Annotated in this window: 25 protein-coding genes; 17 read left to right on the top strand and 8 right to left on the bottom strand. The window is 59.6% G+C overall.

Features of this window, described 5'->3' with window-relative positions; translation table 11 throughout:
• Window positions 1-104: 104 nt before the first annotated feature.
• The 8 genes from KL786_RS02100 to KL786_RS02135 all read right to left on the bottom strand — a co-directional run bounded on the left by KL786_RS02100 (window position 105) and on the right by KL786_RS02135 (window position 3860).
• Window positions 105-647 carry a phosphohydrolase gene (locus tag KL786_RS02100; protein ID WP_215516565.1) on the bottom strand — a complete coding sequence of 181 codons (543 nt, stop codon included), beginning with the start codon at window positions 645-647 and terminating at the stop codon, window positions 105-107.
• Window positions 644-865, bottom strand: a complete 222-nt coding sequence (locus tag KL786_RS02105) for a hypothetical protein (protein WP_215516566.1) — start codon at window positions 863-865, stop codon at window positions 644-646. Before KL786_RS02105 ends, KL786_RS02100 begins: the two co-directional genes overlap by 4 nt.
• Complete coding sequence (locus KL786_RS02110) at window positions 862-1443, bottom strand: hypothetical protein (RefSeq protein ID WP_252193540.1); 582 nt, start codon at window positions 1441-1443, stop codon at window positions 862-864. Before KL786_RS02110 ends, KL786_RS02105 begins: the two co-directional genes overlap by 4 nt.
• Window positions 1444-1493: 50 nt before the next feature.
• Window positions 1494-1820, bottom strand: a complete 327-nt coding sequence (locus KL786_RS02115) for a pyocin activator PrtN family protein (protein ID WP_215516567.1) — start codon at window positions 1818-1820, stop codon at window positions 1494-1496.
• On the bottom strand, window positions 1813-1950 hold the full coding sequence (locus tag KL786_RS02120; protein WP_215516568.1) for a hypothetical protein: 138 nt from the start codon (window positions 1948-1950) through the stop codon (window positions 1813-1815). The genes KL786_RS02115 and KL786_RS02120 overlap by 8 nt, the downstream gene beginning before the upstream one ends.
• A 25-nt stretch (window positions 1951-1975) precedes the next feature.
• Window positions 1976-2260, bottom strand: a complete 285-nt coding sequence (locus tag KL786_RS02125; RefSeq protein ID WP_215516569.1) for a phage antirepressor KilAC domain-containing protein — start codon at window positions 2258-2260, stop codon at window positions 1976-1978.
• Between the two features lie 9 nt (window positions 2261-2269).
• Window positions 2270-2860 carry a hypothetical protein gene (locus tag KL786_RS02130; protein WP_215516570.1) on the bottom strand — a complete coding sequence of 197 codons (591 nt, stop codon included), beginning with the start codon at window positions 2858-2860 and terminating at the stop codon, window positions 2270-2272.
• A 250-nt stretch (window positions 2861-3110) separates the two neighbouring features.
• Entirely contained in the window at window positions 3111-3860 is a 750-nt protein-coding gene (locus tag KL786_RS02135; protein WP_215516571.1) for an XRE family transcriptional regulator, read from the bottom strand.
• Window positions 3861-3962: 102 nt separating this feature from the next.
• On the opposite strand from KL786_RS02135, the gene KL786_RS30015 reads away from it, so the two are divergent.
• The 17 genes from KL786_RS30015 to KL786_RS02220 all read left to right on the top strand — a co-directional run bounded on the left by KL786_RS30015 (window position 3963) and on the right by KL786_RS02220 (window position 17808).
• Window positions 3963-4352 carry a helix-turn-helix domain-containing protein gene (locus KL786_RS30015; RefSeq protein ID WP_215516572.1) on the top strand — a complete coding sequence of 130 codons (390 nt, stop codon included), beginning with the start codon at window positions 3963-3965 and terminating at the stop codon, window positions 4350-4352.
• A 160-nt stretch (window positions 4353-4512) separates the two neighbouring features.
• The gene (locus KL786_RS02145; RefSeq protein WP_162947755.1) at window positions 4513-5037 is read left to right on the top strand and encodes a phage regulatory CII family protein; all 525 of its coding nucleotides are present in this window, start codon (window positions 4513-4515) and stop codon (window positions 5035-5037) included.
• A complete protein-coding gene (locus tag KL786_RS02150; RefSeq protein WP_463988061.1) occupies window positions 4919-5257 on the top strand; it encodes a TraR/DksA C4-type zinc finger protein in 339 nt (112 codons plus the stop codon). Before KL786_RS02145 ends, KL786_RS02150 begins: the two co-directional genes overlap by 119 nt.
• Window positions 5247-7469: a VapE domain-containing protein gene (locus KL786_RS02155; protein ID WP_215516574.1), complete on the top strand. Its 2223-nt coding sequence runs from the start codon at window positions 5247-5249 to the stop codon at window positions 7467-7469. Before KL786_RS02150 ends, KL786_RS02155 begins: the two co-directional genes overlap by 11 nt.
• The gene (locus KL786_RS02160) at window positions 7462-7827 is read left to right on the top strand and encodes a PA0613 family protein (protein WP_120733746.1); all 366 of its coding nucleotides are present in this window, start codon (window positions 7462-7464) and stop codon (window positions 7825-7827) included. The genes KL786_RS02155 and KL786_RS02160 overlap by 8 nt, the downstream gene beginning before the upstream one ends.
• 519 nt (window positions 7828-8346) lie before the next feature.
• Window positions 8347-8691 (top strand): phage holin family protein, encoded by a 345-nt coding sequence (locus KL786_RS02165; protein ID WP_215516575.1) that lies wholly within the window; start codon window positions 8347-8349, stop codon window positions 8689-8691.
• Window positions 8692-8897: 206 nt separating this feature from the next.
• Window positions 8898-9494 carry a terminase small subunit gene (locus tag KL786_RS02170; protein ID WP_191947146.1) on the top strand — a complete coding sequence of 199 codons (597 nt, stop codon included), beginning with the start codon at window positions 8898-8900 and terminating at the stop codon, window positions 9492-9494.
• A 3-nt stretch (window positions 9495-9497) separates the two neighbouring features.
• Window positions 9498-11522 (top strand): phage terminase large subunit family protein, encoded by a 2025-nt coding sequence (locus KL786_RS02175; RefSeq protein WP_215516576.1) that lies wholly within the window; start codon window positions 9498-9500, stop codon window positions 11520-11522.
• Between the two features lies 1 nt (window position 11523).
• A complete protein-coding gene (locus tag KL786_RS02180) occupies window positions 11524-11730 on the top strand; it encodes a phage head-tail joining protein (protein ID WP_120733737.1) in 207 nt (68 codons plus the stop codon).
• The gene (locus tag KL786_RS02185; RefSeq protein ID WP_215516577.1) at window positions 11730-13211 is read left to right on the top strand and encodes a phage portal protein; all 1482 of its coding nucleotides are present in this window, start codon (window positions 11730-11732) and stop codon (window positions 13209-13211) included. Before KL786_RS02180 ends, KL786_RS02185 begins: the two co-directional genes overlap by 1 nt.
• Window positions 13208-14356 (top strand): head maturation protease, ClpP-related, encoded by a 1149-nt coding sequence (locus KL786_RS02190; protein WP_215516578.1) that lies wholly within the window; start codon window positions 13208-13210, stop codon window positions 14354-14356. Before KL786_RS02185 ends, KL786_RS02190 begins: the two co-directional genes overlap by 4 nt.
• Window positions 14353-14691, top strand: a complete 339-nt coding sequence (locus KL786_RS02195; protein WP_169900688.1) for a head decoration protein — start codon at window positions 14353-14355, stop codon at window positions 14689-14691. The genes KL786_RS02190 and KL786_RS02195 overlap by 4 nt, the downstream gene beginning before the upstream one ends.
• Window positions 14692-14753: 62 nt before the next feature.
• Window positions 14754-15749, top strand: coding sequence for a major capsid protein (locus KL786_RS02200; protein ID WP_215516579.1), 996 nt, complete (start codon window positions 14754-14756; stop codon window positions 15747-15749).
• A 2-nt stretch (window positions 15750-15751) separates the two neighbouring features.
• Entirely contained in the window at window positions 15752-16072 is a 321-nt protein-coding gene (locus KL786_RS02205; protein WP_215516580.1) for a head-tail joining protein, read from the top strand.
• Window positions 16069-16725 (top strand): phage tail protein, encoded by a 657-nt coding sequence (locus KL786_RS02210; RefSeq protein WP_215516581.1) that lies wholly within the window; start codon window positions 16069-16071, stop codon window positions 16723-16725. The genes KL786_RS02205 and KL786_RS02210 overlap by 4 nt, the downstream gene beginning before the upstream one ends.
• Window positions 16718-17254, top strand: coding sequence for a hypothetical protein (locus KL786_RS02215; protein WP_215516582.1), 537 nt, complete (start codon window positions 16718-16720; stop codon window positions 17252-17254). The genes KL786_RS02210 and KL786_RS02215 overlap by 8 nt, the downstream gene beginning before the upstream one ends.
• Complete coding sequence (locus KL786_RS02220) at window positions 17251-17808, top strand: phage baseplate assembly protein V (RefSeq protein WP_215516583.1); 558 nt, start codon at window positions 17251-17253, stop codon at window positions 17806-17808. The genes KL786_RS02215 and KL786_RS02220 overlap by 4 nt, the downstream gene beginning before the upstream one ends.
• The last annotated feature ends 10 nt before the right edge of the window (window positions 17809-17818 follow it).

Here is a 17818-nt window from a genome sequence, read left to right on the forward strand (position 1 = left end):
AACGCCTGCTGCTGCGCAGCAGAGACTGTTTGTTTCTTGGGTGTCGACGCCACCTGCAGTGCGGAGCAAAGCGGGCAGGGCTTTGGCGTTGTCCTGGTGGTTCTTCATGCCGCTTTCCTCCGATGTTCAATAGCGAGTTGGTCCATCAGGCGTTGGTGATAGGTGATGCGGGCTTCTGCGGCAGGCCATGGGCGGATGATTTCAACCATGGGTTCGATGCCGACTAAGCAATCCCAGATAGCCGGATCGGTTGGCATGAGGTCGCGGCGCTCGGTCGCAAGTGCAATCAGGTCGGCACGGTGCACGCTAGCCGGGAGTTCGAGGGCTAGGTTGAAGCGCTCACAAACGCGCATCCAGATCACGTCCTCGAAGCCCCGGTAGTCGGGCATCCACTGTTTGAGTGGACGGGTCATGTCACCCAGATATGCCTCGGTGGCGTCGTGAAGCAAGGCCGCGAGCTTGTGTTCTTCCGGCACCAGCTCGGCGACGATGCAGCTGTGTTGGGCTACGCTGTAGAACTCACGGGTATGGCCGTTGAAGCGGCACAGGTGGGCCAGCGCGTGCGAGATGTCCCGTGGGTCGATCATGTCGGTGTCGGGCTCGAACAGATCAAAGCGTTTGCCGGTGGAGGTCAGGATCCAGTTCATGCGGCCTCCTTCACGAGATCGGCCAACAGCAGGGCGTTGTCGGTCGCCTTGTGCAATTGGCGCACGGCGTCATACCCAATCAGGGCTTTCAGCTGTCGGTCGAACTCCTTGTTGTAGCGGTTTAGGGCGCGCAATTCTTTAGCGGCCTTGGCGTGCTGCTGTTGCAGTGTTCCGGCGGCTTGTGGTGACAAGCGCAGCATGTGGATGGCGCGGCTCATACTTCACCGCCGACTGTTTTTTTGTTTCGGGCGTAAGTTTCCGCTTCGGTTCGAAAGAACTCCGCTGCTTTGCGGGCTTCTGCAGGGCACATTGCTTCTATCGGCCCGCGCTCTATCACCCACTGACCTTGGGGCTCAGTGATTGAGCTGCTCGCTGGGGCCGCTTCCAACTTTGGTGCCGCAGGATCTAGTAACGCTGCCATGGCAAGAGCTTGGTCGCGGAGGGAAAGTGACTCGCGCTCTAGCTTTTTACCGGTACGGAATGCGCTGAATGTTTCTGCCGCAATTCGCAGCTTTTCGGCGATCTCCAAGAGGGTTTGACGCGCTGGTTCCCCCAGTTTCGACGCCGCCAGTGCCTGCTTATAGTGGGAATACAGTTGCTTATGGTGGTCCTGGGCCTGATCAAGCAAAAGCTTCAGGTCTTGAATCTCCCCTGAATTATCGGATTGCTGAATGGCTTTACCTTCGTCGATACCTTCGATGCGGCCATCAATCAGGCCTCCCCGATAGCCGACCCAATAGAGGATCGCGAGTGCGATAACGATGGTAATCAGCGCGCAGGTTTCAATTGCAGTCATGTGGTGTGCTCCTGGTGGTTTTTTTGCTGGTGGTGACAGCTATTTCTGGATTAGTTGTTCTGCCCAACTGAACAGGTTTGCTTTTTCGCTTGCTCTTCATCAGCTAGATAGGCGCGGATATCGATCCACGCCGCTAGGTGGCGGACGTGGACGTACTTAGGGGACTTACGACTATCCTTCAGCGTGGTCACGGGTAGTGGTAGGCGTCCGCTATCTAGATCGGATGCAAAGGTTTGCTCATTGAGATTTCGAAAGTACTTCACGCGCACTGCCTCCAAAGGGATCAGTACGTCACCGAAGGTTCGGTACACCAGCTCGACGGTGGCGCTCTCTGGTGCGGGTAACAGTCGTAGCGGTGTTTGGCTGGAGTTACTCATGAGCACCGGCCTCCTTGCGTTTGAGTCGTGAAGGGTGGTTCCAGGCATTCAAACAGTGGCGTTTGGTCAGCTCCCGCAAATGCTCCGGCACTTCGAGAAGCGCAGCGTTGCGCTCCTCGCGTGTGCGCATGGCGACGATCTGGCGGGCATACTCCCTAGGCCACGTCACGGTTGTCTGCCGGGATGGCTGGCAATTCGAGTCCGAGTTGCTCGGCCAACCAGCGCATGCCAGCCTGCCGGACCTTGGTCGACTGGCTGTACTGCATGCCGGCGGTCTCGTGATACCAGTTGCTGTTTTTAACCCGTAGGTACTCGCGATCACGGACGGGGAAGGCCGGTAGGTTGCGGTCGTTGAGCAAGCCCTTTTCGCGCATTAGGGCGATCAGCTTGGGGCGGGTTAGGTCGAAGTACTTGGCGGTTTTTTCCAGACTACGTTCCATCTCGGCCTCCTAGGCTGCATGCGCGGCAGGTGTCGCTGCTGCGGCCAGGTGGTTGATGGATTCGGCGACCATGCCGTACAGCTCGATATCAGTCCCATAGACGGTGAAGCACTTGGTGCGCGGCGACTTCACGCCGATGCTCATGATGGTGGTGATACCGGTCCGTGTTTTGTTGCGGTGAATCGCCAGATTGATGGGCTGCTCAAAGCCCAGGTCGAGTCTGATCGCGCCTCCGGTACGCACCAACTCGAACACCTGCTGTTTGTGTTCCACCTCAAAGGTGCCATAGCGGCGGCTTGCGTGAGGTGCGGTCGGCGACTCAGGTGGATTGCTGGAATCGACGGGGCCATTGGCAATTTCTTCAATGAGGTCGGCCAATTTGAGATGCATTTTTTTGCTGTTGGTAAGGGTCAGCGTGTGGCGTTCGCTTCCCAGCTCAACGGTGAAGTGCGTGTCGGCTTTGTTGCGCTCGACTTTCAGGCGAAAGGCGAGTGACTCGCGACGTGGAGCGGAACGCAAGGTGTGATTAAAGGTTTCGCTCAGGTTGACCTGGGCGTGCAGTAGGGCAAGGGTGCGATTGTCGATTTTGAACGTGCTCATGCAGCATGCCCTCCGCCATTTGGATCAAATGGGGCAGGTACGTTGTGTTGCTTGAGCTTGGGTTTGGATGCAATGAAAGTGCAGCCGCAGTCTTGTGCTAGGCGGCGGATTTCGAAGACGCGGGAAGGGTTAGCAGCGGCCGGGTGGACGTGCAGGGTAGCTGTGGTGTGCATGGTGTTGCCTCGCTCTGTGGTGGAAGAGTGAGGCAAATATCACGCATTGTGCTGTTTATTGTCAATACATACCGTGATTAAAAATCTGCGGAGCTGTGCAGAAAGCGTGATGATTTCAGGATTCCGCCTACTAGGTGGATTTCCAATACATCTTGTTCCGCTATGTGAATGGGGTCGTGTTCAGCGTTCACGCTGTCTAGCCTGTACATCCCATCGCGAAGGTAGATAAATTCCTTAATCATTGTCCGTCCTGAAGACGTTCGCACCATGACTTCATCGCCACTGCAGAAGCTTTTATTAGGTTCTATCAGCACAAACTCCCCGTTTTTGATACGGGGCAGCATGCTGTCTCCCGTTACCTTCAAACCGTACGCATCAGGGTCGTCGCTATGGATGTTCAAGTACCCGTCACCATGACCTGGGGGGAAATCGAGAGCTTCAAAAAAACCTTCATTCCCTAGTTGAGCATTACCTAGCACCGGCACTTTTCCGTCCTTGGCCCATCCGATACTGCTGCTAACCGGCTTTCCTTTATCTCTTGAGCGCCCGTAATCCATGACGAGGCGATCTTCTGAGCGCACTCGACCCTGGATAGCATCTGGAAATGACTCGATTTCAGAGCGATCACGGCCCGCCACCAAATCAGGAAACGAAACACCCAGGGCTCCAGCGAGTTTCTCTAGATCCTGAAGGTTGGGTTGGCGCGTTCCTTTTTCATAATTGCCAATTCGAGATTGGGATTCCCAGCCACAAGCAAAAGCTAGAGCCTGCTGGCTCATGCCTTTTGCCTTCCGATACTGCTTGATGCGATTGCCTAATGTGTTCATGTGCTTTTTTTACCACGCTATGAAATCTTTTTTTCGCACTTTGCGTGTTGAAAAGTTCACGAATCGTGCTTAGTATGGCGGCGAGTTACTGGAGATCACTACATGAATCGCATTGCTGAGTATCGAGAGATCGCGGGTGTAAAGCAGAGGGAACTAGTCACTGCTTTGGGATGGACCCAGACTCGTGTTAGCAATTACGAGGCTGGCCGTCGTACTCCCGGACTTGCTGAGTGCCGAGCCATCATCGTTGCGCTCAACAAGCTCGGAGCCACTTGTTCGCTTGATGAGGTTTTCCCTCCACTACAGATAGTTGCGCAAGCGGCTCAGAAAAAAGGCGACCCAAGGGCCGCCCAGTTCCTCCCGGCACACACCACCACAGTGCTGTCGGGTCGCGACAAAGGTAGGAGGGCACACCACATGCAAACCACCTCCCCTTATCGCGCTGCCAAGACACGGATGTCTTGGGTTGCTGCCTTTTCCACCACAGATTAGGCAGCTGTTGCGCCAGAGGTGAGAGACGGATCACTCACCTCGGCACGGTGCCGGTTTCGATCTTGAGGATCTTGCCGGCGTTTGGGCCCTTTCAAGCCACGCGGCAAATGTAACACCACTGCACGTCGCGCGGCACTGGCAACTTATAAGGATTAATGCCATGAGCCGAATTGCTCTGAGTTGCGTTGATCGAGCACAACGGGAAGTCCTGACGCTCGAATTAGCGCTGTACCACGCCGCACGGGACTACCCAGGCGGCGCTGCTGCAATCGCCGCCACCACCGGCCGAAATCGAACCACCTTGCAGCACAAACTATCCCCGACCAATACCAATCCTAACCATGTCATCAACGTCCGAGAGTTCGGCGAGATCCTGGAGTTGACCAAGGACCGTCGCATTCTCGATGCGGTGCACGCGCTGGTCGGCGACACGACCTGGCAGGAGCTTGCCGAGGCGTACACCAACGACATGCCGGAGACATTGACCACCGGCATTGCGGTCTACTTCCGCCAGGTGGCTGATCTGGCTGACACCTGGGCCAAAAGCATTGGCGACGGTGTCGTGAATGACCAGGAGTTGGCCGAGATTCGCCTGCAAGTGTTTCGCGGAATCCAGGGGCTGTTGGGCATGCTCAACCGTGCTCAGTACGTCAACCAGACAACCCGGGGGGCGGGCCGTGGCTGATATAGCTGACTTTGCCAATGAGCTGGTGCAGGACGGTCTGGATCATATCCTGGCCAAACGTGCTGCACTCAAGGCCGCTAATGCGGCGCCTTCGCTTGAAATCTGTGCTGAGTGTCTAGAGCCGATCCCGGAAGGCCGGCGTTTAGCTCAGCCCGGATGCACCTTCTGCGTCGAATGCCAGTCTGTGGAAGATCTGAGGGCTGCACGTTATGCTCGATGAAGTCCTCAATCAATTCGCGGATTACGGCTTGGAACCCGAACAGCCTTTAGTGTTCGGTAAGCTGACCCGCTGTAAAACCACTCAGGACAAAGGCAAGGAAAAAAACGGCTGGTACGTGGTCCATGAACACCGGACCCAAAAAAACGAGACGCTGATCTTCGGCAGCTTCGGTGACTGGCGCTCTGGCGACACCCAAAAGATCAGGGTCAAGGCCGGGCGTATGAGCCCCGAAGAGCGCGAAGTCATGCGTGCTCGACAGGAAGATGCCAAGCGGAAAGCTGCCGAGGTTGCGGCCAACGCGTCACGCCGAGCTGCCAACCGTGCGGCCGGTCTGTTCAAACGCATGCCTGAAAAGGGCAAGAGCGCCTATCTGGATCGAAAGCAGATAGTAGGGTTCAAGGTTCGCTATGCGCCCCGTACCGGCGCATTTTTAGTGCCTATGTGCAACGTGCGCGACCAGATCGTCGGCCTGCAGGTGATTTTCCCCGTTAAGCAAGAGGACACCGGGCGCGACAAGGCGTACTGGCCGTACGGCATGTCGAAGGAAGGCGCCTTCCACCTCATCGGCCCTCACCCTGAACCAGGCGAGCCGGTACTGGTATGTGAGGGCTACGCCACGGGCGCAAGCCTGCACATGGCGACTTCGCTCACTGTCGCCATCGCCTTTGACGCGGGTAACCTTCTGCCGGTCTCCAAGGCCATGCGCGAGCGTTTCCCCGGTTGTCCGCTGATCATCTGCCGCGACGATGACTGGAAAACCAAGCGCCCAAACGGTGATCCGTGGAACCCAGGTGAGGAGAAAGCCACCAACGCCGCGCTGATTGTCGGTGGTCAGGTAGTCGCCCCTGTGTTCTCTGTCGAGCGCGAGGTCAAGTGGACGGACTTCAACGACCTGCATGTTGCTGAGGGATTGGAGGCTGTCCGCCGCCAGGTGTTGGCGGTGGTCAAGCCTCCTGCAGCTGGTGGTTGGAAAGACCAATTGGCCCGAACTGAAAAAGGCTCCCTGATATCGCACATGCAGAACGTCGAATTAATTCTCGGCAACGATGAGCGCTGGGCCGGCGTGATTGGCTTTAGTGCTTTCAGCTCCAAAATCGTCAAGTTACGGGCGGCACCATACGGAGGCGGTGTCGGCGACTGGGCAGATATCGACGACATGCTTGTAATGAAGTGGCTCGCGCAACAGTACAACCTTCGGGTCAAGTCCAGCAGCGTGATCGAAGCAGTTAGTGTGGTTGCCCATGATCATGCCTTCCATCCTGTACGCAATTACCTCCATGGTCTGGAATGGGACCGTGTTCCACGGTTGGCTACCTGGTTGACTGACATCATGGGCGTTGAAGCAACTGACTACAGTTCAAAAGTTGGTAAGCGCTGGATGGTGTCAGCGGTCGGGCGCGTGATGCAGCCAGGTTGTAAGGCTGACTCGGTGATGATCCTCGAAGGGGCGCAGGGCGCTGGTAAATCAACAGCAATGTCTGTGCTAGGCGGTGCCTGGTTTATGGATACACCTTTCGCCCTGGGCGATAAAGATGGCTTCCAGGCGATCCGTGGTAAGTGGATCATTGAGCTGGGGGAGCTGGACAGTTTCAACAAAGCTGAGTCGACAAAGGCTAAGCAGTTCTTCTCTGCTTCGACTGACACCTATCGCGAGAGCTATGGCCGAAGAACGATGGACGTGCCACGCCAGTGTGTTTTTGTGGGTACAACGAACCAAGACGAATATCTCAAAGACGCCACGGGTAACCGGCGTTATTGGCCTGTCGCATGTACCAAGGTCGATTTGGAACAGTTACGCGAAGTCCGCGACCAGCTCTGGGCCGAAGCGATGTTCAGTTATCAGTCCGGTGACATTTGGTGGGTCAATCGGGATGAGGCGCCACTATTCGCCGAGGCGCAGGAATCGCGCTTTGTCGTGGATGAGTGGGAGGGGCCGGTCGTCAAGTGGCTGGAAGAATCTCAGATCGGCGCGACAGCAAGCGGAGAGGATATTTTAGCTGGCGCGCTGAAACTCGATTACGGCCATTGGGGTAAGCCCGAGCAAATGCGTGTGGGGGCAATCATGCATCGCCTCGGATGGCGAAAGGTGCGACTGCCGCCGTTGCCTAAAAGTGGTATTCGGCCATATGCCTACAAGAAGCCAGATGATTGGGGCAATGCATCAGCTCTGCAGGTTGATAGCGCACGGGACGAGGAGCCTTGCTTTGATTAAGCGAATCGATGAAATGCTCAAGCTCTGGGCGCAGGATCTGCATTCGCCAGTGCCGGAAGACTCTGGTGGGCCAAGTGGCGGCAACATGATCGCCATGCTGATGGAGTGTAAGGGCGAGCTGATACGCGGTACTCGCGGTAGTCGGATCTTGTTGGACGAGTCGGCCGATATCGAGTTGATCGTCAACAAACACTTGCCTGCGCAGCTATCGGTGGTCGTTTGGGAGCATTACTGCAACCACGAAAGTTTCCTGTCTCAGAAGTACACGCACTGTGGGTGCAGCCGGGATACCTACTATCAACGTCTGCATGAAGCTCACCTTCACATTGCCGGCATGCTGATGGGAAAAGCTGCGTGATCACTCCTATATCAAAGCCTGCACCAGACCTACTGTCCGGCCTTGCCCTACCTCCATTTTTCAAGGTAGGACAGCTACAGGCCGCGCAGTTCGTGGCCTGTCCTACTACCCTACCTGTTATCGCACTCCGCGCATGTGAGCGTAGCGCGATGCATCACGCGCCATGGGCGCGCATGCGTGCTTTTAGTTTTTCTCTCTTTACACGAGGAAAAGTTAAAAAAGGTAGGGCAGTAGGGCAAAGCCCCGAATTCAGGGGCCTGTAGCTGTCCTACCTTTATTCAGGATGGTAGGGCAGGTAAGACAGCGCCGCAGGCGCTGGAAGCCGGAATAAAGATATTCACCGACATTGCCAGGGCGTAGCCCAGACATTGGCCGAGTGGCATTAAAACGGTCTTGCTGCCACCGGAATCCACCTGTAAAAAGTAGTCATCTTCGATAGGTGCGGCCGCAGAGAGCGGCACTCACCACCACACTAAACCCGGCCATTGCGCCGGGTTTTTGCGTTTATGGGGTAGGGCGATGACGAACGAGCAGCAAGCGCTTATTGATATGCCGATCTGGATGGTGATCGTACTGTCCCTGGTCGGCGGCATCTCGGGCGAAGCATGGCGGGCCGACAAGGCAGGGGTGAGCGGCTGGTCATTGGTTCGCCGCTTGCTGCTTCGATCCGGAGCCTGCGTAGTCTGCGGGCTTTCCACAATGATGTTGCTGCATGCATCGGGCATGTCGGTCCTGGCAGCGGGTAGCATTGGGTGCCTCACCGCGATGGCCGGCGCCGACGTCGCGATTGGCCTGTACGAACGCTGGGCCGCCAAGCGGTTGGGCGTGTGTGATGTGCCACCCTCCGGCGGTGGTCAGGTGTAATGCGCTGGAGGTCACGGAATACGTGGCCTGTAGCGAGTCGCACTAAAATAAAGCGCCGAAAAATCGCCGGGGACCCTGGCGGCATCCGAGGGACACGGGGCATGAAACCCGCGGGAAAGCGTTAGCGGCAGGGCTGCCAGCTTACTGAAATTCAATCCATTGAAATTGAAAGGTTTCCATTGAAAAGCCGTTGAAAAGGAGGGCTTATGACGGATCCACTGTTCCTGTCAAAAAGCGCTTTCGCGGCTCGCATCGGCAGGACGCCGAGTTACATCACCTGGCTCAAAGGCAACAACCGCCTGGTGCTGTCGCCGGATGGCAAACAGGTGGACGTGCTGGCAACCGAAGCACTGATCCTCGAAACCGCCGACCCCAGCAAGGCCGCCGTCGCGGCTCGACACCAACAGGACCGGATCCAGCGTGACGTTTACAGTCAACTGTCCCCCCAGGTCGAGCCGACTAACACGGCTGCGCCGCAGCAGCCCATCACAGCCAAGGGCCACGACTTCCAGAAGGCTCGCGCCATGCGCGAACACAACCTGGCGCAACTGGCCGAGATCGAGTTGCACAAGGCACAGGGCTCGCTGGTTGCCAGGGATGCTGTCGAGCTGGGCGCCTACAACGCGGGGCGCCATCTGCGCGACCAACTGTTCGGCCTGCTGCCCCAGCTGTCCCACAAGCTGGCAGCCATGACCGACCCTTGGGACATCGAGAAACACCTGGCGGCGACACTCCGTAAATCACTGGAAGAGGCTGAGCGCATGTCCTCCTCCGACCTTGAACGAGCGATGACGACGAGCTGACCTATGACCACGGAAATTCCTGACGGTGACCGTGCGTACCGTGAGGCGTATTTCCGTGGGCTGCGTCCTGATCCAGACCTCTGGATCGACGAGTGGGCCGATGAGTACATGCGCATCCCGCGAGACACTGGCGCGCCGGAACCGGGCCAGTACCGCACCGAGCGGACGCCATATGCCCGCGAGCCGATGCGCTGCCTGTCACCGGCTCACCCGTGTCGGCGCGTAGTCACCATGGTGGCTTCGCAGCTGATGAAAACGCAGATCGCCTTGAACTGGATGGGCGGCCTGATCCACATGGCGCCGTCTAACATCCTGGCGCTGTTGCCCAGTCTGAGCCTGTCCAAGCGGGTTTCCGGGCGGATCAGCAAGACCATCAAGGCCACCCCGGAACTGGCGAAGCGTGTAGCGGCCAGCCGCTCGCGGGATGCCCGCAACACCATGGATACCAAGGAGTTCGAGGGCGGCGCCCTGTACGTCACCACGGCGGGCTCTGCGGCGAACCTGTCCGAACTCTCGGCACGCTACATCTACGGCGACGAGGTCGACCGCTGGGAAAACGATGTCGGCCAGGAAGGTGACCCCATCGTTCTGGCGGAAACGCGGGCGACCAACTTTGGCCGCAACGCGAAGATCTACTTTTCTAGTTCGCCCACGATCAAGGGCGCCTCGCGAATCTCGGATCTGTTCGAGTCCAGCGACCAGCGTTACTACTACGTGCCATGCCCAACCTGCGGGCATATGCAGGTGCTGGAGTGGGAGCGGCTGCTCTACAGCAAGGACTACAGCACGGTTCACTACCAGTGCGCCGCGCCTGAATGTGACGTGCTGATCGAGGAACACCACAAGACTGACATGCTCGCCCGTGGCGAGTGGCGCGCCCATGGAAACGGCGACGGCAAGACGGTGGGCTTTCACCTCAACGCGCTGTACTCGCCGATTGGCTGGAAGGACTGGCCGTCACTGGCCGAGGAGTTTGAAGACGCCAAGAAGGCTCAAGCCAAGGGCGACATGGGCCTGATGCAGGTGTTCTACAACACCCGTCTCGCCAAGGTCTGGGACAGCGCGCAAGAGCAAACCAAGGCCGAGGTGCTGGTCGCTCGGGCGCGGCTGGAGACCTACACCCTCGGCAGCATGCCGGTGGGCGTACTGATGCTGACCGGCGCCGTCGACGTCCAGGCCAACCGCCTGGAACTGATGGTGATGGGCTTCGGCGTGGGCATGGAGCGTTGGGTGGTCGACCACCAGGTGATCTGGGGCGACCCTGCGGATGAGCGCACCTGGGCGGTATTGGACGAAAAACTCAAGGTTCGATACCGGCACCCTTGCGGTGTTGCGTTGGCGATCCTGGCGACGGGCGTCGACTCCGGCGGTCACCACACCGACGAGGTGTACCAGTTCTGCCGTGTGCGGCGCTGGCGCAACATTTTCGCCATCAAGGGCGCGAGCAAGCCCGGCAAGCCCGTGATTGCTCAGCGGCCGTCCATGGTCGACGTGACCTGGAAGGGCCAGACCGAACGCGGCGGCGCCGAGCTGTGGTTTGTCGGCACCGACACCGCGAAGGACTGGATTTACAACCGCTACGCCTTCGAGGACGGCCCTGGTTCGCTGCACTTTGCCAACGACCTGCCGGACGAGTTCTTCGCCCAGTGCGTGGCCGAGCGCAAGGTGGCTCGGTACGTTAAAGGCTACAAGCGTATCGAGTGGGTCAAGGGCAAGGCCGAACGCAACGAAGCGCTCGACCTGATGGTGTACTGCCTGGCGATGGCACATTACCTCGGTATCAACCGCTACCAAGAACACGACTGGGAGCGGGTACGGCAGGCGCTGGCGCAGTCCGGCCTGTTTGACGAACCGTTGGGCATCAAGCCCGTTCAGGGTGAGCGCCTCGCCGACAACGAAACGCCTGGACCCGTCGCGGCGCGCCAGTCGCAACCGGCGCCGCTACCCGTTGCCCAGGTCGCCCAACCGCAACCCGCTGCACCCCAACAACGCCGCAGCTCCACCAGCGGCTACCTGAAGAGACGCTGATATGTCGTTTACCCCGAAGCACCTCGAAGCCATCGAGCGCGCCATCGCACGCGGTGAAAAGACCGTGCGCTACAGCGACCGCACGGTGGAATACCGTTCCATTGACGAACTACTCAAGGCCCGCGACCAGATCCGCACGTCGCTGACCGATTCCGCCGGGCCCCGCTCTCGCGTGATCCGGCTCACTCATGGAGGCAAGGGGATCTAATGGCCCGAAATTTTCCGACGCTCTCGCGCAGTGGATTCTTGTTGCCGTCGAACATCAAGGCCAGTTACGAAGGCGCCGGGGAGGGCCGCCGTTCGGCCAGTTGGGAAGCCAGCGACAACGGAATCAACAGCATCAACACCCCGGCTCTTCGCAACTTGCGGGCGCGCTCAAGGGCGGCGGTGCGCAACGATCCCTATGCGTTCAACGTCATCGACAAGCGCGTCAGCAACCTGATCGGCACGGGCATTACGCCCAGGCCGACCACCAACGATGCCGCGCTACGCAAGGTGAAACAGCAACTGTGGGATGACTGGGTAGACGAGGCAGACGCCGACGAGCTGACCGACTTCTATGGCATGCAAGCCCTGGTGGCTCGCACCGTGGAAACGGCCGGTGAATGTTTTGTCCGGTTGCGGCCACGCAGCATGGACGAAGGGCTGGCGGTGCCGTTGCAACTTCAAGCCTTGGCCCCGGAGTTCGTTCCGCACGACAAATTCGAGACCACCAAAAACGGCAACATCATCCGCGCCGGGATCGAGTTCACCCCAGCAGGCAAGCGCGTGGCGTACTGGATGTACCGCTCTCATCCTCGCGATTCGTCGTCGTTGAACAGCGGTTACAACCAGTTGGTGCGCGTTCCGGCCACCCAGGTGCTGCACATCTTCGAGCCGGTGGAGCCGGGCCAGTTGCGTGGCGTGCCTCGCTTGGCGCCGGTCCTGAAACGCCTGCGCAGCCTGGATAACTACGATGACGCGGTGTTGTTCCGGCAGGAAGTTGCCAACCTATTTGCGGGTTTTATCAGCAGGCCTGCGCCGGAAGCCACGCAACAGCCACGAGATCCCACCACCGGCAAACCGCTGGATCTGGACCGCGACGGCTTCACGCCGATGGTCGCTCTGGAGCCCGGCACCATGCAGGAGCTAGGGCCAGGTGAAGAGGTGGAGTTTTCCAAACCACCAGACGCCGGCAACAACTACCCGGACTTTATGCGTCAGCAGCTGATGGCTGCGGCGGCGGGTTCGGGCACGCCCTACGAGATCCTCACGGGCGACATGCGCGAGGTCAACGACCGGGCGCTGCGGGTGGTGCTCAACGAGTTCCGGCGGCGCCTGGAGCAACTGCAATTCGGCGTGTATGTGCATCAGTTATGCCGTCCGGTGCGAGCTGCCTGGATGGACATGGCGGTCCTGTCTGGTGCTCTGGTGCTGGAGGATTACGCGCAGCGTCGGCGCGAATACCTGCGCACCCGTTGGGTACCGCAAGGCTGGGCCTATATCCAGCCGGTGCAGGACGTGCAGGCGCGGCGGATGGAAGTGCAGGCGGGCTTCGGTTCGCGCAGTGAGATGTGTCTACGCAACGGTTACGACGCCGAAACCATCGACGCGGAAAACGCCGCTGACCTCGCCAGGGCCAATGATCTTGGCCTCAACTACACCACGCTTGATGCCATCGAGCCGATTGATGACAAGGAACAACCATGAGCAAAAAAGCGATCCCGCGCATTTATGACAAGGCTGGCAAGCCGGTAAAGGTCGCGGACAAGAGTTGGTACACCCTCCAGGCCAGCGGCGAAGCCGAGCAACGCAGCATTGAGATCTTCGTATACGGCGAGATCGGCGCGTGGGGTGTTACGGCCAATAAGTTCGTGCAGGATCTGCGTGCCATGGATGACGGCACATCGCCGATCATCGTGGCGTTCAACAGCATCGGCGGCGATCTGTTCGACGGCCTGGCGATCCACAACGCGCTGTCACGCTTGGGCGAGCGCTGCACCGGCCGTATTGATGCCCTGGCGGCCAGCGCGGCCAGTGTCGCGGTCTGCGGCGCGCACCGGGTGGTGATCGCGGCCAACGCCATGTTGATGATCCACAACCCCTACACCTTCAGCGGTGGTGATGCTGAAGACTTCCGCCGGGTCGCCGATGTGCTGGACCAGACCCTGGAAGCGATCATCGCGGCTTACAAGTCCAAGGCGCCGGACATCGACGAGGTGGAGCTGCGGCGCATGGTCCACGCGGAAACCTGGCTCACCGCCAACGAGGCAGTGGAGCTGGGGCTGGCCGATGAGGTAGGCGACGGGCTCAAGGTTCAAGCCTGTCTCGGCCAGGGCAGTGTGCTGCAGCGTTTCCAGAACGCCCCCGCCGAGCTGCTCGCCCAGCTCGAAGACGAGCCGGAGCCAAAACCAGAACCAGAACCGCCGGAACCAGGCGACCCGCCGGCCCCTGTGCTGGACGCGGCCAAGCTGGCGCTGATGGTGACGCAGGGTTGTGCAGCAGCGGGCATCAGCAACCTGGTGGAGCCGTTGCTCGCTACGACCAAGCTTGAAAGCGAGGCCGTGATCCAGGCAGCACTGATCAAAGCGAAGGCGCTGCATAGCCTTTGTGTTGCCGCACGTCTGCCAGAGCTGACCGGCGAGTTCATCAGCGCCGGCCTGGACGAGGCCGCTGTCCGGGCGCGTCTGTTCGACAAGCTGGTTGGCAAAGGTGGCGGTTTTGAAATCGACAACAGCCTGCCGCTGGGGGATGACCCAGCACCGACAATCAAGGCCAAACAGGCCGACCCCCAAGCGATCTGGGCATCCCGTCAGGCAGCGCAGAACGGAACCTCGAAAGGAGCAAGAGCATGAAAACTGAATCGATGCACGCAGGTGAGTTCCTGCTGTCCGAAGGCGCCGGCAATATTTCCCGTGAAGCGATCAACGTCGCAGCAGGGCCAGCGCTGCAACCCGGCCAGATCCTTGGATTGGTAACACTCTCGGGCGAGTTCGCGCCGTATACACCAACCGCAGAAGACGGCACCGAAAACGCTGTCGCGATCCTCTGGGGGCCGCTGGGCGAGTCGGATGTCCCTCGTCGCGGTCGTGCCGTGGTGCGGTTGGCCGAGGTCAGCGAAGCCCACTTAACTGGCCTCGATCCCGCAGGTGAAAAGGCCTTGGCCGCCAATTTCGTGATCGTCCGCTAAGGCGATCCCCCCGTTTATTCATCCCGCCGAGTGCGGGATTTTTCATTTCTGGAGAGTACCCCATGGCCGAGATTGCCATTTTTGAAGACGATGCGTTCAGCGTTTCCTCGTTGACCGCTGCAATCAATGATCAGGAATACCTGCCTGGTCGCATTAGCGGCCTCAATCTGTTCCGCGAAGAGGGCATCAGCACCCTGACCGTGCAGATCGAGAAGGACGGCGAGACCCTGGCTCTGGTGCCAGCCGGTGAGCGTGGCACGTCTGGCCTGGTGGTCGCGGGGTCCCGACGTCAACTGATCCCGTTCAACACCGTGCATTTGCCTGAGCGCTTCACCATCAAGGCGGATGAGATCCAGGGTATCCGTGCCTTCGGTACACGCAGTGAGTTGCAGGCGGTGCAGGACGTAGTCAACAAGCGCCTGGCAAAGGCCCGGCGACAGTTGGACGCCACCCATGAGTTTCAGCGCATGGGCGCGTTGAACGGCCAGGTGCTGGATGCCGATGGCAAGACGGTCTTGTTGGACATCTATAAGACCTTCGGTGTGCAACGCCAGAAGATGCCGATGGGCCTGAACAGTCCTGACACTGAGTTGCGGGTCAAATGTGGCGAAGCCTTGGATATGCAAGAGGACGCCTTGGGCAGCATCACCAGCACTGGCTCCCGCGCTTTTTGCGGCAAGAACTTTTGGAACAAACTGATCGTCCACCGTTCGGTCAAAGAGACTTACTTTAATAGCCAACAGGCCGCCGCCTTGCGCGGTGATGCCCGCGAAAGCTTCGAGTTCGGCGGGATTGTCTGGGAGCGCTATCGCGGCAAGATTGCCGGCGTGTCGTTTGTCCACGACGACAAGGCGCTGCTGATCCCCGAGGGCGTGCCTGAGCTTTACATTTCGTCCTTTGCGCCGGCCGACTACATGGAAACGGTCAACACCCAGGGCATCCCGTACTACAGCAAGATCGAGCCGCTGCCTTTCAACAAGGGCGTGGCCGGTGAGGCGCAGTCCAACCCACTGCACCTCTGCACGCGGCCTCGGGCGCAGATCCTGCTGGAACTCTGACCGTGGCCTTCCGCGAGTTGATCGACGACATCGACGACGTGATCTTCGACACCCTGGGCGATACCGCCTTGATCGAAGGTCGCGCCGAGCCGGTGCTGGGCATGTTCAGCGCACCCTGGAAGGCCCCGCAGTTCGGCAAGGTCCAGACCGCTATCCGCGAGCCACGTTTTGAGATCCGCGTGAAGGATTCGGACGGGCTCAGCAAAGGCCTGCGGGTCACTGTCGATCTGCCTGTGCTGGACGGCGGCGGCGACTACGACCTGCTGCAGCTGGAGCCCGGCGGTGATGGACTGGTGGCTCTGATTTTGAGGAGGCGCCCATGAGTGTTGGCAGCTACGTACAGCAGAAACGCGACAGCGGGATGATCAACATTCAGCCGTCCGCCGTGCATTCCCAAGCGTTGCGCGAGTTCGGGCAGTTGGTGCCGAAAGCGGCAGCGGCGGCCCAGCGGCGGGCCATCAACAAGACGTTGGGCTGGTTGCGCACGCACATCGCCAGGGCCGTGGGCAAGCAGGAACGGATCGCCATCGGCGCCGTCCGGCAGCGCTTACGGGCCTACCCGGTGAGTAGCGGCACCATGCGCGGCAAGTTGTGGTTCGGGGTCAACGCCATCGAGGCCAGCCGCATCGGCCGGGCTCGACAAACTCGCGCCGGGGTTTCGGTGGCGGGGCGGCGGTATCAGGGCGCGTTCTTCAAGCAGGTCTACGGTAACAGTCCTGATATCTGGATCCGCACCTCCAGCAAGCACTTCAACAGCACGGACTATCCCGACAGTTCACAGGGCCGGCGGCGCTCGGGTTTTGTTGAGGAAAGCGACAACCGCTTCCCCTTGGCAAAAGCCAAGGTCTCGCTGGATCAGGTGCGTCCGCACTTCGACAGCTGGGTGAAACGCGCCGATGAGCGCTTGCTGGAGATCCTCAAGCAGGAACTCAACTTTGAACTGCAGAAGTATCTGAAGGGGACCGCCCGTGTCTGATCAGCCATTCAGCCTCGATCAGTTGTATGAGGCCATCGAGCAACACCTGCAGGAGCACTTGCCGGGAATCCAGGGCGCCACATTCTGGCCGGACCTGTCGGCAGACACCACCATCCCCACGCCCGTGGTGCTGCTGGAGCTGGCCGAGATGGAACCCGGCCAGGATATCGGCTCCGGGGAAACGTCGCTGGTTTGCAAGTTCGAGGCGCGCATCGTCGTCGACTCGATCAGCCTCGACCCGCAACGCCAGGCGGTGCAACTGGCCTCTCAGTTGGCCGTGTTGCTGCGGGGCCAGTGCTGGGGGCTGGATGTAGATTGCGCCGAGTTTGTGCGATCTACCCAGGACTGGACCAAGCCTGAACTGGACGGCTATTTCGTCTGGTTGGTGGAGTGGGACCAGACCATCTGCCTGGGCGCAGAGGAATGGCCGTGGCCGGATGAGCCGCCAGGTAGCTTGCGGATTGGTTTCAATGAAGATACTGGCGTCGGCAATGAAGGGAAGTACGTCGCCCCGGAGGATCTGCGATGAGCTATCCCGTCGCCCAGCATGATCGCATGATCGCCTCCATGCTCATGCCCTGCGTGGTGGAAGCGGTCGACCTTTCCACCGGCATGGTGCGGGTGCGCTCGGGCGATTGGGTCAGTGCCTGGGTACGCTGGCACTCTCAAGCTGCAGGCAAGGCGCGCCATTGGCGGGCGCCGAGCTTGAAAGAGCAGGGCGTGCTGTTGAGCCCCAGTGGCGAGCCAGCGATGGGCACCTTCATCCCAGGCCTGTACGGCAATGCCGGTGCCCAGCCAGACAACCGCGACCATGTGGAGGTCTGGCGCTTCGAGGATGGCGGCTCGCTGGTCTACGACTGGCAGGCCAACAGCTACACCATCGACCTGCCGGCCGGCGCCGTCACCATCAAGGTCGGCGGCTCGGTGCTGGAGATGACGCCGGACAGTGCGCGATTGGTGTCCGGTCAAATCAACCTGGTGGGCTCGGTGAGTATCGACGGCACATTAGACGCGACCGGCGACATCAGCACGGCCGGAAAAGTGATTGATGCGGGCGGCAATACGGCCAACCACAAACATTGATAGACCCATT

It is taken from the genome of Pseudomonas sp. TAE6080 (assembly GCF_018732265.1).
GTDB lineage: Bacteria > Pseudomonadota > Gammaproteobacteria > Pseudomonadales > Pseudomonadaceae > Aquipseudomonas > Aquipseudomonas brenneri.

Excerpts from the sequence above, each read along its gene's own strand:
- KL786_RS02100 (WP_215516565.1), bottom strand. The coding sequence starts at position 647 with ATGAACTGGATCCTGACCTCCACCGGCAAACGCTTTGATCTGTTCGAG.
- KL786_RS02105 (WP_215516566.1), bottom strand. The coding sequence starts at position 865 with ATGAGCCGCGCCATCCACATGCTGCGCTTGTCACCACAAGCCGCCGGA.
- KL786_RS02110 (WP_252193540.1), bottom strand. The coding sequence starts at position 1,443 with ATGACTGCAATTGAAACCTGCGCGCTGATTACCATCGTTATCGCACTC.
- KL786_RS02115 (WP_215516567.1), bottom strand. The coding sequence starts at position 1,820 with ATGAGTAACTCCAGCCAAACACCGCTACGACTGTTACCCGCACCAGAG.
- KL786_RS02120 (WP_215516568.1), bottom strand. The coding sequence starts at position 1,950 with ATGCGCACACGCGAGGAGCGCAACGCTGCGCTTCTCGAAGTGCCGGAG.
- KL786_RS02125 (WP_215516569.1), bottom strand. The coding sequence starts at position 2,260 with ATGGAACGTAGTCTGGAAAAAACCGCCAAGTACTTCGACCTAACCCGC.
- KL786_RS02130 (WP_215516570.1), bottom strand. The coding sequence starts at position 2,860 with ATGAGCACGTTCAAAATCGACAATCGCACCCTTGCCCTACTGCACGCC.
- KL786_RS02135 (WP_215516571.1), bottom strand. The coding sequence starts at position 3,860 with ATGAACACATTAGGCAATCGCATCAAGCAGTATCGGAAGGCAAAAGGC.
- KL786_RS30015 (WP_215516572.1), top strand. The coding sequence starts at position 3,963 with ATGAATCGCATTGCTGAGTATCGAGAGATCGCGGGTGTAAAGCAGAGG.
- KL786_RS02145 (WP_162947755.1), top strand. The coding sequence starts at position 4,513 with ATGAGCCGAATTGCTCTGAGTTGCGTTGATCGAGCACAACGGGAAGTC.
- KL786_RS02150 (WP_463988061.1), top strand. The coding sequence starts at position 4,919 with ATGACCAGGAGTTGGCCGAGATTCGCCTGCAAGTGTTTCGCGGAATCC.
- KL786_RS02155 (WP_215516574.1), top strand. The coding sequence starts at position 5,247 with ATGCTCGATGAAGTCCTCAATCAATTCGCGGATTACGGCTTGGAACCC.
- KL786_RS02165 (WP_215516575.1), top strand. The coding sequence starts at position 8,347 with ATGACGAACGAGCAGCAAGCGCTTATTGATATGCCGATCTGGATGGTG.
- KL786_RS02170 (WP_191947146.1), top strand. The coding sequence starts at position 8,898 with ATGACGGATCCACTGTTCCTGTCAAAAAGCGCTTTCGCGGCTCGCATC.
- KL786_RS02175 (WP_215516576.1), top strand. The coding sequence starts at position 9,498 with ATGACCACGGAAATTCCTGACGGTGACCGTGCGTACCGTGAGGCGTAT.
- KL786_RS02180 (WP_120733737.1), top strand. The coding sequence starts at position 11,524 with ATGTCGTTTACCCCGAAGCACCTCGAAGCCATCGAGCGCGCCATCGCA.
- KL786_RS02185 (WP_215516577.1), top strand. The coding sequence starts at position 11,730 with ATGGCCCGAAATTTTCCGACGCTCTCGCGCAGTGGATTCTTGTTGCCG.
- KL786_RS02190 (WP_215516578.1), top strand. The coding sequence starts at position 13,208 with ATGAGCAAAAAAGCGATCCCGCGCATTTATGACAAGGCTGGCAAGCCG.
- KL786_RS02195 (WP_169900688.1), top strand. The coding sequence starts at position 14,353 with ATGAAAACTGAATCGATGCACGCAGGTGAGTTCCTGCTGTCCGAAGGC.
- KL786_RS02200 (WP_215516579.1), top strand. The coding sequence starts at position 14,754 with ATGGCCGAGATTGCCATTTTTGAAGACGATGCGTTCAGCGTTTCCTCG.
- KL786_RS02210 (WP_215516581.1), top strand. The coding sequence starts at position 16,069 with ATGAGTGTTGGCAGCTACGTACAGCAGAAACGCGACAGCGGGATGATC.
- KL786_RS02220 (WP_215516583.1), top strand. The coding sequence starts at position 17,251 with ATGAGCTATCCCGTCGCCCAGCATGATCGCATGATCGCCTCCATGCTC.